Source organism: Bradyrhizobium sp. Tv2a-2 (genome assembly GCF_000472425.1).
Classification (GTDB): domain Bacteria; phylum Pseudomonadota; class Alphaproteobacteria; order Rhizobiales; family Xanthobacteraceae; genus Bradyrhizobium.
Genome location: NZ_AXAI01000001.1, coordinates 701764 through 716001, shown reverse-complemented (window position 1 = coordinate 716001; position 14238 = coordinate 701764). Strand labels below are relative to the sequence as shown.

Sequence of the window (14238 nt, the reverse complement as noted above, 5' to 3'; positions counted from 1 at the left end):
TATTTGCAGAGACTTTATTGTGAGCGCTTCGCTTCTCTGACGTGTTCGGCGAACATGAGGTATGTGGGAACCAAAACCATCATCAGACCTACCGCGAACGCAGCGCCTTCGACTAACATTGACGATCTTCCTTCACTCATTGGGTTGGTAAGACCCTTGAGCGTTCCTCTCATCATGCATATAGGACGCCGGGCTGGATCCGACAGCTTAAATTCGCGTAAGGAACGCGAGCCGATTGCAGCTCGTCAATTTGCCGCCATGTCCGGCTCATCCGGCTGGATGTCGATCTTGAACTGCGTCCGTTGCAACGAGGGCTCCGGTTGACCGTCCATATCTCAGCATAGCACGGAATCGCAGGGCAAGACGGCTGGATGAACGGTTGTTTCAGCCGTGATACGCAAACAGCTCGATAGGGTCGCTGAAGCCGCGCACCGGATATTCGCCGACGCGTTCGAGATCGAAGTCGCGTTCGACAAAGTCGGCGAACGCACGGGACAACAGCACTGTCTTTCCCAATTGTTTGGTGAGGGCCTCGAGACGCGAAGCCATGTTGACCGCAGGACCGATCACGGTGAAGTCGAGCCGGGTCTGGGAGCCGATATTGCCGTACATGACGTCTCCGACGTGGAGGCCGATACCATAATTCATCGGCGCACGGCCGATCTCGTTGTTCCTTTCGTTCAGGGCAGCCATGGCCTGACGGGCTTCCGCCACGGCATGCAGCAGGTTTGCGCAGGCGGCGGGCTGGCTGAGCGGGAAGATAGCGAGCAGGCCGTCTCCCATGAATTTCAGGATTTCGCCGCCATGTCGGGTGATCGGCTCCGATATCGCATCGAAATAGTCGTTCAGAAGATCGATGACGTCATCGCGCGGCCAGTTATCGGAGATCCGGGTGAAATCGCGCAGATCGCAGATCATGATCGCGGCGCGTACCGTCGTCCCGTTTCCGCGCCTGGTGGCGCCGGCCAGAATAAGCTCGCCGGCGTGGGACCCGACATAGGTTTCGAGCAAGGTTCGCGCCAGCCGGTTCTTGATGCGGATTTCGCTGACCAGCGCCAGAACCGGCAACAGCTTTAGCAGGCCGGCGATATGCCCGTCGTCGAAACCGCCGGGACGGTCAGTTGCAAAGGTCACGATATGCCGCTTGCCGAGCGTATGGTAGAGCGGCCACGCCACATAGTCGGTCAAGCCTTGCGCGCGCATCTCGTCGTAGACGGCGTGCTTGCGCCCCAGTGACCGATCCCGTTCGAGATTCTCGCGCAGCTCGGTAGCTCCGTCCTGGATTTCGTTGGCAGGACTGCCGATGTATTCGGATCGCCCCCTGACATCGTAATCGAACCGCATGATCTCTGCCTCACGCATGCCGTCGGCCCACGCGATCCGGGCGCCGAGCCATTGCGGGTGGTAGATCAGGACATGAAGCGTTGCCCGCTTGACCGGAATGCCGGCTCTCTGGAGCCGGACACACAGCTCGGCGAAAATGTTGTCAATGAAGCGCTGATCGCGCGTGTCGTTTGCCAGCCAGTGCGAAACGTCGCTATCGGACCATGGGGTGGCGGAATCGGTGCGTGGCGGCACGTTCATATCTTGCTCCTGAGCGCTGACCTGGAACCCGCGGTACAGGATATGTCGTGTTCCCGCGCGACGGCGTCAACGCCCCGACCAGCAACATGACGAAGGAGCAGGTGGTCGGGCATCACCGTCAGATCGACAGGCAGAGCTGCGGCTGCCGACGATCGGCCCCTGCAATATCTGTTGGGGCCTCACGGTCGCACGGTTCGCTAGGGGGAGATGGGAGAGATGTGCAGCAAATCCTTCAAGCGCGCGAACAGCGACGCCTTGCTCTCACGCTGCTCGCCGCGCCACATTGCAAGCCCCACCGCACAGCCAAGGGCGCACAGCGCAAGCAAGTAATAAAGATGCGCCAGAGGCGCCCAGGGCACCAACAAGGAGACGAACATGGGTGTCAGTCCGCCAAAGATCGCATAGGAGACGTTGTAGGAGAAGGACAGACCGGTGAAGCGGATCGCTGCGGGGAAGGCGCGGACCATGACGTAGGGGACGCCGCCGACGATGCCGACGAGCAGTCCGGTCAGCGCATAGAGCGGCAGCAGAAGGGAAGGCTCGGTGGCACCCTTGGTATAGAACAGCCAAGTGCTGACGCCGAGCAGAAGGCTACCGAAGGCAAAGAAACGCCCGGCGCCCAACCGGTCGATGATCGCGCCGGCGATGATGCAACCGATGGTCAAGCCCAAGGTGGCGACGTTGTTCGCCCGCAGTGCCGTGGCCATTGGCACGCCCTGCATTTTTTGCAGCAATGACGGCGTCATCAGGATGATGACCACGATCGCTGCCGAAAGCAGCCAGGTCAGCAACATCGACACGATCACCGCGCGGCCATGATCGCGTATCACAGCCTTCAGCGGCAGCTCGGCGGCCAGTGCCTTCCGCGCCTGCATCTCCTTGAAGATCGGAGTCTCCTCGAGCAGCTGGCGCAAATAGACCGAACACAAACCGACTATGCCGCCTAACACGAAGGGCAGCCGCCAGGCCCAGGTCGAAATCTCGGCCGGGGTAAAATAGCTGTTGAGCGTCGTGGCGACCGTGGACCCGAGCAGGATGCCGGCGGTAAGCCCGGCCGTCAGGGTGCCGCAGGCAAAGCCGATGCGGTTTGCCGGAGCGTGTTCGGACACGAAGACCCAGGCGCCGGGCACTTCGCCGCCCACGGCTGCGCCCTGCACGATGCGCAGCAGGATCAGCGCGAACGGAGCCCATGCGCCAATCTCGGAATAAGCCGGCAGCAACCCCATTCCGAGTGTGGCGGCGGCCATCATCAGGATGCTGACGGTGAACATCCGCTTGCGGCCGAGCAGATCGCCAAAATGGGCGATAAAAATGCCGCCCAACGGACGGACAAAGTAGCCGACCGCAAAGACGCCAAAGGTCTGGAACTGGCGCAGCCAATCCGGGATCTCCGGTGGAAAGAACAACTGCCCCAGCGCCTGGGCAAAGAAAACGAAAATGACAAAGTCGTAGAATTCCAATGCCCCGCCGAGCGCGGCCAAGGCAAGAGTCTTATAGTCGCCCGCCGTCAATGGATGGTTGGAGACAGGGAGCCCGAATTCGGAGGACTCGTTTTGCGAGTTGCCGATGTCCATGGATGTCATTTCACTGCTCTCTCAAAACGAGAACGGTGGCGTAGCCGGAGCCGCACTACAGAGCGATTTCGCCGGCAGACGAAAACGTTACAGGCGTAGCGAACGTCACGTTCGCCTCGTGCTTTTGGGCAAGTCCGCCGATCTCCCGGGTGCACTCGCGGCGTTCGATGCTGACAGCCGCGATGCGCTCGGTTTATTCCTGCTATTTGATCAAAAGGATCCAGGCGGCCAGGCTCACGACGGATGCAGCCGTCGAGAGCAGAATCGTGTGCGATGTGATGGCCGCCTCACGATCGTAATACTCAGCGAGCATGAACGGCCCGGTGCCCGTCGGAAGCGCTGCCATCAGCACGGCCATGCCCGCTACGCCCGGCGAGAGCCGGAACAGAAGGGCCGCGGCTGCAGTGAGCGCGGGTTGGCCGAGCAATTTCAGCCCGGTGAAGACGAAGGCCGCCCGGCTTGGCCGGCTTCCCGCCGTCTTCCTTGCCGAAAGAAACAGGCCCAGCGACACCAGTGCACACGGGGTCGCGCTTCCGGCCAGCATGTGAACGAACGTCTTTAGTGCCATCGGCAATGGCAGGCCGGTCGACGACCAAGCAAAGCCCAACACCGGTGCGATCAGCAGTGGATTGCGTGCCAGCGACCCCGCCACCTTCAGCGCGAGATGATGCGGCTGGGCCTCGTTCTGGCGTCCGATTTCGATGACGATCAACGCGACAGCAAACAGGACGCAAACGGTGAGAAGGACTGCGATGGTGGCGAGAGGAAGAATTTCTCGTCCAAACACGGTCTCGCAAAGGGGAATTCCGATGTAGCCCGCGTTCGCATAGCCGGCGTTCAGACCATCGATTGCGGCGTCCGAGAGAGAATGTCCCCGCTTGATCCGCACGGCGAGCGTCAGGCCGAAAATCCCAAAGGCTCCGACGGCGAAAGCGATGGTGAAGCCAGGCTGGAACAGGGTCCGCCAATCAGCATTGACCAGCACTTCGAACAGAAGAGCCGGCAACGCAAGATAAACGACGAACCGGTTGAGCTCGACGCTCGCGCTTGGGCCGAGCAGGGCGAACCTGCCGCAGGTAAACCCGGCGATGATCACCGCAAAGATCGGGATGACGGTCAGGATGGCGGTCAGCATGGCGAAACTCCTCCAGGAGGGGCTTGCAGGAGGGGGCTTGCCTAGCCGACCATGCGATGCAATTCTAATACTGAATTTGTCAATTATGATACCTTTTCGGTATGCCCATGACCCTCAACCAGCTCCGTTACTTCTGCGAGCTTGCGGACGCCGGCAATTTCGGGCGAGCAGCCGAACGTCTGCACATGACGCAACCGCCGCTGTCGCGGCAGATCGCCGGTTTGGAGACGGAACTGGGAACCAAGCTGTTTGAGCGTGGTCCGAAGGGCGTGACGCTCACTGCCGCCGGCAGGCAGCTGCTCATCGATGCCAGGGAAGTCCTTCGCCTCGCGGCGCTTGCACAGCGCAACGTGGTGGCCGCGCGCCGCGGAGAGACTGGTCAGCTCAGCCTGGGCTTCACGATGTGTGCCGCCTACAGCGTCGTGCCGGCCCTGACGCGGCGCTACAAGGTGGCATTTCCGAACGTGGAATTCCGCGTCCGTGAAATGATGCCGGTTGTCCTCGAACGCGCATTGCGGGAGGGCGAGATTGATCTCGGAATCAGTTTCCCTGGTCTCGACGGGCCGGACACCATGTCACGGCCGCTGTTGCGCGAGCCCATGAGCGTCGTGCTTCCGTTCAATCACAAGCTCTCGCGGGTTCGCCGGCTGAAGGTGCGAACGCTGTCGACCGAGAGTTTCCTGATCGTTCCAAGAGACCAGGCGCCATCCCTGCACGACGGCGTCGTCCAGCGGTGCCAGTCAGCAGGCTTCACGCCGAAGATCGGCCTGGAGGTTTATCTCCAGCAGACAATCGTGAACCTTGTGGCGGCGGGGCTCGGCGTGGCCTTCGTTCCCGGCTCGATGCAGAAGGCCCAGGTCAAAGGCGCCGTCTTCAAGACCGTCGACAATCCGCCGATGGTCGATCAGCTCCTCGTATGGCAGTCGATGAATACGAATCCCTGCATTCAGGGCTTCCTGTCCGTATGTGCGGAGCTGACTTAAGACCCTTTGATCAGGGCAGGCCGACTTCGAGCCGACGGCCTTCGCCAATCTGATGTCCGACGCGGGGACCGGGACTCTTCGCGAAGGAAAGCGCGCGGTTGGTGTCTCATCAGCGAAGTGACGGCGACCCGTAGCCGACGCCGCCTCTTTGCGTTCCCGATCTGGTGCTCGGGCCCACCTTTCTGCCGAGTTCGCATAGTGGATGAGCCCATCGCTCTTTATGGTCGGGGTGCTGTTGAACGGGCAAAAGGGGAGGGGTTCATGATGCGCCTGATACGACTGATCGCCCTGGTTCTGCCCCTGTTGTCAAATGCCTTCGCCGCAGCCGGTGAAACCGCGCAAAATACCGATGCGGAAAAGCTCCGCGAAGAGATCTGGGCAATTCCTTCAGTCGTTCCAATGTTGGCGTACGTGATCCGTCCCGTTGGCGACGGGCCATTTCCGCTTCTGGTGATAAACCACGGAGTTTCCCTTGATGCGAAGGAAAGAAGCTTCTTTCCCGTAATCGAGTTTCGCGATGCGGCGATCTGGTTTGCCAGGCAGGGCTACGTCGTCGTCGCGCCCGTGCGTCCAGGATATGGCGCCACCGCGATCGAAATCCCCGAGCGAGGCCTATTCGGACTCTTTTTCTCAGGTGTCGGCGATTGTTCGGACGCCAACTTTCGAGATGCCGGACTGGCGATTGCCTCGATCGACAGGTGGGTGATCGAATACATGTCGGTCCAGCCATTCATCAAACGGGATGAAGTGGTTGTCGTCGGTCAATCCGGCGGCGGCTGGGGTGCGATCGCGCTTGCCAGCCAGAATCCGGCCGCAGTGCGTGCCATTGTTGGCTTTGCGGCCGGGCGCGGCGGCCACTTCAACGGAAAGCCCAACAACAATTGCGCCCCGGACAATCTTGTCGAAGCAGCGGCGCAGTTCGGACGAACGGCCAGAATACCGATGCTATGGATTTATTCGCATAACGACAGCTACTTCGGGCCCGAGCTTACGAAGCGATTGAGGACGGCTTTTCAGGCCGCAGGCGGTAACGTCGAATATCAACTCTTGCCGGATTTCGGAGAAGACGGCCACTTCATGATCGATTCGGCCGATGCCGTACACCTATGGGCTCCCCTGGTATCCGAATTTCTGAAAAACCATCGATAGAAGCATCTGTCTGTTTGTAGGAGGGGTTTGCAATGAGTCTCCAAACCGTCCGATCAATCAACAGTTCCAAAGCAACGCGTCTGGTCGCCGCTGCCTTCATCGCGCTGGGGATGTCGATGGCCACGACGGTTGCCAGTAGCCAACAAGTCGTCCCGTTCGGCGACGTGCCCGCAGCGGCCGATTTTTCCGAGGCCGATATCGCCGCGCGAGGACAGCAGAAACTTCCCAGCCTCACCTATTCGGCCTGGAGGAAACTGTGCTTCCGGGGCGCGCAGGGTGCCGACACGAAAATGGTCTGCCGCACATCCATTGAAGGCAGGTCCGACCTGGGCCAAATAATGCTCAGGGTTGATCTTATCGAACGCGAAGATGCGTCCGTCGCACGATTGCAGATCTTCGTCCCGACAGGAAATTTTCTGCAGCCGGGTATCAGGCTTACCGTGGACAAGGGTAGCCCGATGCTCGTTCCTTACACGATTTGCCTGGCAAATGGATGTGTGGCGGCAACTGTTCCCGAGCAGAATTTCCTGCACGAACTTGAAGCCGGCAGGATGCTTTCTCTGGAAGCCGTCAATTCCAATGTCGTTACCGTCATCGCTTCCCTGTCCCTCGACAACTTTGCAAAAGCTCGGCAAGGCCTTGCTGCTCAAATCTATGAGCAGAAGCTCGAAAAAGATTGGGAACGGCCCGCGGGCGAAGGCAACGGAAAATAGCTTTGCGAATTCGAGCACGGGCTACGTCGGCAACTGGGTGCCCGGGGCAAGCAGCGGAAGGGTCATGCAAATGGTCGTGCCCTTTCCCGGCGCAGAGACGAGCGTGATGCGACCACCGAGTTGATCCGTCACCAGGTTATGGACGATGTAGAGTCCGAGGCCGGTACTGCCGAGCGCGCGTCTGGTCGTGAAGAAAGGATCAAAGACGTGACGTTGAATATCTTCCGGAATGCCGACACCGTCATCCGAGAAGGTGATCTCTACCTGCTCCAGGCCGAGGCGACGTGCCTTGATCAACACATGGCCCGGGGGCCCGTCGGCGAAGCCGTGGGTGATGGCGTTGAAGATCAGGTTGGTCAGCACCTGCCCGTAAGCACCCGGGTAACTGTCCAGGACGATGTCGAAGGGTATCTCGAGCGCAACCGAATTCCGATCCTTCGGCAGTCCCGGCCGTACACTGGCGACGATCTGCTCCGTCGCAAATTTGAGATCAAAGGTGCGCCGGCCAGCATGGCTGCGATCCGCCGAGACTTGCTTGAATGACTGAATCAGTTCAGCCGCTCGCTGGAGATTCGTAACGAGCTGGTTTGCGGCGTCGCCACAACCGTTGGTAAACTCGGCAAGCCGGGAACGCCGCACCGGGCCGGAGAGGATTTGGTCAGCAAAGTTCGCGCAACGGCGCGCAAGCGTCGAGGCCACCGTCAGGCTGATACCGACCGGGCTATTGAGCTCGTGCGCTACCCCTGCGACGAGACGGCCGAGTGCGGCAAGCCTCTCGGTTTCGATGAGATACCGTTGTGTTTCGCTGGCGTGCAGGGCAGCTTCGGCCAACTTCCTTTTGTCCCGGATTTCCGCAAACAGCGCGGCGAGAACCGAGGCGGCGACCGTTACAAGCAAAATGCTCACCTGCGCCGCCAGCACGCGCTCGGTCATGGGAATATCCGGATTACCGAAATAGCCGATACCGAAGGTGGTCGTCCAAACGATCGAAAGGCTAATGATGAGCGCCGCTGCCGCAGCAAAAACCGGCCGGCAGCGCGCGGCAAGCCAAAGCAGCGGTGCCAACAGCACGGCGACCGGCCCGACATTCGCCAGAAGCTCCGATTCGAGAAAAATGGCGATCGCACTCACCACGGCCAGCGCCGCGACAGCCAGGCTACCTTCGACAAGCTCGCTCACCGGAGGCCGGTCACGCGCAGCCGAGGCAAGCTCTATCAGGAGTGGCGCTACGGTGATGATTCCCAGCGCGTCTGACGCAAACCAGTGATACCAGGTCGTCAATATCGGCGTCGTCGCGCTATGAAACAACTTGAACGTTAAGGCCCCGCCAACCCCGGAGACAGCGGTTCCCGCAACCGCTGCCGCTATCAGCCCCACGACGTTGGATAGCTTGCTCAGTCTGAAATCCGGACCGTGGAAATGCCCGACGAGCCATGCCGCGAGCACGGCCTCTGCTGCGTTGCACAAGGCGAACAGAACGGCGCCCCAGAGATTTCGGTCGCCGAGAAGATTTGCGACGATGGTTGCAATCATCGTGCCGATGACGACCGGCCATCGCGCGCTTTGCCCGAGAGCGATCAGGACACCAGCGGATATACCGGCGGCGGGCCAGAAGACGGCAACCCCCTCGGGTTGGGTCAGCAGGGCAAGGCTGAGCCGCGCCGCCACGAAATAGACGATGCCGATCGCGACCGTGAGCCCAATCGAGCCAGCCCACCGCGTCAAGTCGATTTGGGCTCGCCCGTGCTGAACCTGCGTTGTTAGGTCCTGTTGCACCCGCTGCTCCTCCCCGCCGTCCTGTCCTGTTTAGCACAGGATGAGTGCTGCCTGCTCCCGCTCTTGGCTTGGCTCTTGGCTTGGCTTTTGGCTTGGCTTTTGGTTCGGCTTTTGCCCTGCCCAAACGGAGCTTTTGATCCGAGGGCGACATTCTCCAGTCAGTCGTCGAACGGCGGGCCGAAAGCGACCTTCAACTCTGCCATAAGACACCTTCGGACGAGTATTGTCGGTCGCGTTCGCCTTTTAGGGGCAGAGATGAGGCGGCGGCGGGAGTTCATTGCGGCGCTGGTGGTGCGGCGGCATGACCGCTTACCGCGCGGGCGCAGCTGTCAGGGCGGGTGGGGCGGGTCGTTTGCCCGCGCCGGGTTCTTCGCTCGTCGATCTGAAACGGACATTCAACAACCAAATTTTGCAGTGACGCTCAAGTCGCTGTCGTTGTGATCGATAATCAAGGTTCCGTCGGGCATGCATCACTCGGTCAATGCGCACGAGCTGTTGCAGAGGAGAAGGCTGATGCCGTCGAAGTCGCTGCGAGCGCACATCGGGATCCTGATTTTCGCAACAAGTATCATTCAACTCGCCAACGGCTTCTTCAGCACCTTCATCTCCTTGCGTGTCGCGATCGAGGGCTTTGGACCGACCATATCTGGCCTGGTGCTAAGCAGCTATTTTGCCGGTTTCACACTGGGCGCAGTGCGTTGCGAGCGGATCATCGAACGGGTTGGGCACATCCGTGCCTATGCCGCCTTCGCAGGGATGGTCGTCGCCGCGACCGCGGCCATGCCGCTGCTGGCGGGGCCGCTGCCGTGGCTGATCCTGCGTGCGGTCATCGGTTTTGGTTGCTCCGGTCTTTTCATCGCCACCGAGAGCTGGCTCAACGCCAAGGCCGAGCCGATTGAGCGCGGGAGGATTTTCTCAGCCTACATGTTCGGCACGTTCCTCGCTCTTGCGTTAGGACAACTGCTGATCGGCCACGCCAAGATTGAAACAGCGGAACCCTTCAATGCGATCGCTGTCCTGTTCGCTGTCGCTCTTGTCATCGTGAGCACGACGCGGGCCGAACCGCCCCGCGTGGCCGCGTCGACTTCGCTGCCGTTCGGCGAATTGTCCCGCGCGGCGCCCGTCGCCCTCGCCGGCTGCTTGGCGAGCGGGCTGGTCAGCGCCAGTTTCTACTCACTTGTTCCGGCGTGGATGCAGGATGAAGGCATCGCACGCGAGACCATAGCGACCTTCATGCTGATCGCAGTGCTCGGCGGCCTCGCGTTCCAGGTGCCGGTCGGCCGACTGTCGGATCGATTTGACCGGCGCATCGTGTTGTCGATGCTGAGCTTTGGCTTCGCGGCCACCGCGATCGCGGTGATTTATTTGCCGCACTCTCGCTCGGTGATCTTGCCCGCCGCTGCGCTGCTCGGCGGCTTCATGTCGACCCTTTACCCGGTCTGTGTCGCCAACGCCCACGACCAGATGCCCGCCGATCAGGTTGTTGCGGTGAGCGGCCAGCTCATCCTGGTCAGCGGGCTGGGCTCGATCCTTGGCCCGCTGATCGGCACAAGTTTGATGGCGCGCTTCAGCATCGACGGCGTGTTTTATTTTATGGCTGCCGTCGGCCTGCTATTGGCTCTCCTGGCGGTGGCCCGTCGCTTGGCGACCTCACCGCCGACACACCAGGAGCGAACCTTCGAGATCCTGGCGCCGCAGGCAACGCCGCTCGCGCATGATTTGCTTGGCCCTCCAATGGGAGGGCCCACCTCCCGAGAACCCGCGTAAAGCCCGCCCTCGAGAGCGGACGCTGGCCTGCCGCATTTTCCCAAATCCTGGCGATTGTCAGAATGCCTGCATCGTCGCCGAACCCATTATTTCGCCGGAAACCCGGCCCCCGCCCGTTGAATACGGATGGGGATCGTCCAATCGGAATGGGCAGGGATGGCACATCATACCGGAGAAGCTGGCAAGGCGAGACTGGCGATGGCTCTATGAGCGCATGGACACGCCGTGGTATCCGACCGCGCGCCTGTTCCGCCAGCGTCGATCGGGAAATTGGGCAAGTGTGCTCGATCGGTTGCCTCTGGAGCTGCAGCGTTTCGCGGCGAACGTCTGCAAGCAACCGACTGCGCGTTTCCGCCGCGATGACGCGCGCAGTGTCTCTGTACTCGTTTAGCTGAATCCGCTTCTGTCAGATCAACCGCCGCCATATCCCGCCGCCCGTCAAGAACAGAGCTTTAACGGACGATCACGCCAAATCCGGCGACAGAGGCGATCGTTCTCTCAGCCTGGATCGCGGGCGGTATCGGAGAGCAGCCACAGCTCGGAGGGACGGCTTTTCTGGGTCGTCAGCCACTGCTCGGCGCGCAGGGCCAGACGCTCATATTCGTCCGCGACGCGCAACAGCTTCTGTCGCGCGGCCTGGTCCGCCAGGAGGTCGGCCTTGACGCGGGTGGCGTCGGCCCGCTTCCGCCAGTGTTTGGGGTCGTTGAGAGGATTTGCGCTCATGTCTTTGTAGCTGCACCCGGTAGATGAACGCATGTGGGCGCCCAGCGGGCAGAAAAAGGGCGGCGTTTATGTGCACCGCTCCCAGTGTCATATCGGCAACAGTTTGGCCTTCCCCGCACGGCCGTACAGCTTCATCCTCGCCTCGCGCAGCATCTCGCCTGCTTGAAATCCGGATTGAGCCTGAGCGCCTGCTGATAGCCGGTGATCGGCGCAATCCTTGTCGCTGGCATCCAGCCGTGAGTTGCCGGGATTGTCGTATCGAGTGTCCCGATGGTTCAAGCTCGCCCGCCAGCAAGCAGGACGCATGATGCGTCGGCATCGGCGGAGGTGGTCGCGGCCACGAAAATCTGCCTCTATGGATTGCCGGACATTAGGATTCAGCATGCGGAGAGATGGCAAATATGGGTGGCTTGGTGATCAGCGGCGGCCGGGTGGTGGATCCCGCGAGCGGAATGGACGCCACTGGCGACGTGGCGGTGGTGGACGGCAAGATCGCGGCGGTGGGCACCGGGCTCGGCAGCGGTGAACGGACAATCGACGCCACCGGGCTCGTGGTTGCCCCGGGCTTCATCGACTTGCATGCCCACGGCCAGTCGATCCCGGCCGACCGCATGCAGGCCTTTGACGGCGTGACCACGACGCTCGACCTCGAGGCCGGCGTGCTGCCGGTCGCGTCCTGGTATCGGCGCTGGGCCGAGAGGGGGCGGGTGCTCAACTACGGCGCCGCCGCCAACTGGGCCTTCGCGCGCATCGGCGCCATGACCGGCTCCAACGCGGAATCTTCGCTGGAAGCCTTCGGCAACGCCATGCGCGACCGCCGCTGGATCGACAATGTCGCAAGCGATACGGAAGTGGCCGGGATCCTCGACCGCCTCTCGATCGGGCTCAACGAAGGCGGCATCGGCATCGGCATTCTCAACGCCTATGCGCCGGGCGCCGGCGTGCAGGAGCTCACCGCCGTGTGCCAGCTTGCGAAAGCCCATGAGGTGCCAACCTTCACCCATGTCGCCTACATGTCCCGCGTCGATCCCGAAAGCGCGGTCGAGGCCTATATCCGCCTGATCGGCTATGCCGGCGCCACCGGCGCGCACATGCACATCTGCCATTTCAACTCTTCCAGCAAGACCGACACCGAACGTTGCGCTGCCTTGATCAAAAAGGCGCAAGCGCAGGGGCTGCCGATCACTGTGGAAGCCTATCCTTACGGCACCGGCTCGACCGTGCTGGCGGCGGCCTTCTTCAGCGACCCCGAATTCGTGGCACGCAACGGCACCGGCTATGATTCCGTGCAGCGGGTGACCGACGGTTACCGCTTCCGCGACCGCGAGGAGCTTCTCAAGGCGCAGGCGGAGGAGCCTTCCACGCTGGTGCTTTGGCATGTCCTCGATGTCGAGAACAACGCGCATCATCGCGATCTGCTCGACATGTCGGTGTTGTATCCCGGCGGCGCGATTGCTTCCGACGCGATGCCCTGGACGCTGTCGAACGGCTCGGTCTACACCGGCGATGCCTGGCCGCTGCCGGATGACGCCACCTCGCATCCGCGCTCAGCAGGCTGCTTCACCCGCTTCATCCGCGAATGGGTGCGCGAGCGGCGGACGGTGTCGCTGATGGAAGGCATCCGCAAATGCGCGCTGATCCCGGCGGAGATTTTATCCGTCAGCACGCCCGCGATGCGCAACAAGGGCCGGCTGCAGCCGGGCGCGGATGCCGACATCGTGGCGTTCGATTTCGAGACCATCTCCGACCGTGCGACGTTCTCGCAGATGAACCGCCCGTCGGAGGGCGTGAAGCATCTGGTGGTGAGCGGCGAGATGCTGATCACTGACGGTGTCATGGACGTGGCGGCGCGGCCGGGCAAGCCGGTGCGCCGGCCCGTCGGCGGAGCGTGAGGCGTGCCCGTCCCGGTCCTCCTGGTCGCGGGCTTTCTCGGGGCGGGCAAGACCACGGTCGTGAATCATTTGCTGGCGCACGCTGAGGGGCGGCGCATCGCCGCCGTGGTCAATGATTTCGGCGCGATCAACATCGACGCGGAGCTGATCGCGGGCGCCAGCGACGGCGTGGTGAGCCTTGCCAACGGCTGCATCTGCTGCACGCTGGAGGGTGACCTCCTGCGCACGCTCGCCACGCTGCTGCGGCGCGATCCGAGTCCTGAGTTCATCGTGATCGAAACCTCGGGCGTTGCCGATCCCGCCGACATCGTGCGCAACCTGATGGACCCCGTGATCTTCCGCGAGGCGCCGCTGGAGACGGTGCTGTGCGTGGTCGACGCGACGCTTCCGGCTGCCAGGCTCAGCGATGCGCTGCTGAAGTCGCAGCTGCGCGCAGCCGACGTGGTGGCGTTGAGCAAGGTGGACCTGGTGGACGCGGGGGCGCGCGCAGCGCTGCGCGAGGCCATCCGCGGCATTCGCCCGGCAGCGGTGGTGGTCGATGCCGTCAATGGCGATGTTCCGACGGCGTTGTTGTTCCCCGCGGACCCGGACCGTGTGCCCGTGCCGCGCGAGCCCGGGCAGCGACGCCCGGCGGAGGAGCGGTTCGAGACATTGAGCTGGACCTCGGACCGGCCGGTCTCGCTGCCGAAGCTGCAGCAGGCAATCGGTCGTCTCGCTCCTAAGCTCGCGCGGGCGAAGGGCTTGTTCGAGACGGTCGAGCAGCCGGGACGGCTGATGGTGTTTCAAATCGCCGGCGGCCGGGCGACGCTGGTGCCGGGTGGGGCGCCGGTGGCGGGTGTGCCGCGGGTACGCTTGGTCTTCATCGCCGAGATCGGGGTGCTGTCGCGCGAGGAGATCGACGGGATCATGCAAGGCTGCGTCGGGGCCGGCGCGACGTGAGCG

At 62.1% G+C, this 14238-nt stretch carries 11 protein-coding genes; 6 read left to right on the top strand and 5 right to left on the bottom strand.

Annotated features, from left to right (window positions below; all coding sequences use genetic code 11):
• Positions 1 to 384: 384 nt before the first annotated feature.
• The 3 genes from A3AI_RS0103430 to A3AI_RS0103420 form a co-directional block, all read right to left on the bottom strand.
• Entirely contained in the window at positions 385 to 1584 is a 1200-nt protein-coding gene (locus A3AI_RS0103430; RefSeq protein ID WP_024514235.1) for an adenylate/guanylate cyclase domain-containing protein, read from the bottom strand.
• Between the two features lie 197 nt (positions 1585 to 1781).
• Positions 1782 to 3167 carry an MFS transporter gene (locus tag A3AI_RS0103425; protein WP_024514234.1) on the bottom strand — a complete coding sequence of 462 codons (1386 nt, stop codon included), beginning with the start codon at positions 3165 to 3167 and terminating at the stop codon, positions 1782 to 1784.
• Positions 3168 to 3360: 193 nt separating this feature from the next.
• Positions 3361 to 4293, bottom strand: a complete 933-nt coding sequence (locus tag A3AI_RS0103420; RefSeq protein WP_024514233.1) for an AEC family transporter — start codon at positions 4291 to 4293, stop codon at positions 3361 to 3363.
• Positions 4294 to 4394: 101 nt separating this feature from the next.
• Here A3AI_RS0103420 and A3AI_RS0103415 point away from each other — a divergent pair, with 101 nt between their 5' ends.
• From A3AI_RS0103415 to A3AI_RS0103405, 3 genes are all read left to right on the top strand, one after another.
• Complete coding sequence (locus tag A3AI_RS0103415) at positions 4395 to 5276, top strand: LysR family transcriptional regulator (RefSeq protein ID WP_024514232.1); 882 nt, start codon at positions 4395 to 4397, stop codon at positions 5274 to 5276.
• Positions 5277 to 5537: 261 nt separating this feature from the next.
• Positions 5538 to 6425: a dienelactone hydrolase family protein gene (locus A3AI_RS0103410; RefSeq protein WP_024514231.1), complete on the top strand. Its 888-nt coding sequence runs from the start codon at positions 5538 to 5540 to the stop codon at positions 6423 to 6425.
• Between the two features lie 32 nt (positions 6426 to 6457).
• A complete protein-coding gene (locus A3AI_RS0103405) occupies positions 6458 to 7138 on the top strand; it encodes an invasion associated locus B family protein (protein WP_024514230.1) in 681 nt (226 codons plus the stop codon).
• A gap of 21 nt (positions 7139 to 7159) precedes the next feature.
• Here the strand turns inward: A3AI_RS0103405 and A3AI_RS45065 are convergent, their stop codons facing one another.
• A complete protein-coding gene (locus tag A3AI_RS45065; protein WP_084800807.1) occupies positions 7160 to 8914 on the bottom strand; it encodes a sensor histidine kinase in 1755 nt (584 codons plus the stop codon).
• Positions 8915 to 9379: 465 nt separating this feature from the next.
• Between A3AI_RS45065 and A3AI_RS0103395 the strand changes: the two genes are divergently transcribed.
• Complete coding sequence (locus A3AI_RS0103395) at positions 9380 to 10681, top strand: MFS transporter (RefSeq protein ID WP_502685722.1); 1302 nt, start codon at positions 9380 to 9382, stop codon at positions 10679 to 10681.
• A gap of 498 nt (positions 10682 to 11179) precedes the next feature.
• Here the strand turns inward: A3AI_RS0103395 and A3AI_RS0103390 are convergent, their stop codons facing one another.
• Positions 11180 to 11404, bottom strand: a complete 225-nt coding sequence (locus A3AI_RS0103390) for a hypothetical protein (protein WP_024514227.1) — start codon at positions 11402 to 11404, stop codon at positions 11180 to 11182.
• 401 nt (positions 11405 to 11805) lie between these two features.
• Here A3AI_RS0103390 and A3AI_RS0103385 point away from each other — a divergent pair, with 401 nt between their 5' ends.
• Together A3AI_RS0103385 and A3AI_RS0103380 are read left to right on the top strand one after the other, a co-directional pair.
• Positions 11806 to 13296: an amidohydrolase family protein gene (locus tag A3AI_RS0103385; RefSeq protein ID WP_024514226.1), complete on the top strand. Its 1491-nt coding sequence runs from the start codon at positions 11806 to 11808 to the stop codon at positions 13294 to 13296.
• A gap of 3 nt (positions 13297 to 13299) precedes the next feature.
• Positions 13300 to 14235: a CobW family GTP-binding protein gene (locus A3AI_RS0103380; RefSeq protein ID WP_024514225.1), complete on the top strand. Its 936-nt coding sequence runs from the start codon at positions 13300 to 13302 to the stop codon at positions 14233 to 14235.
• The last annotated feature ends 3 nt before the right edge of the window (positions 14236 to 14238 follow it).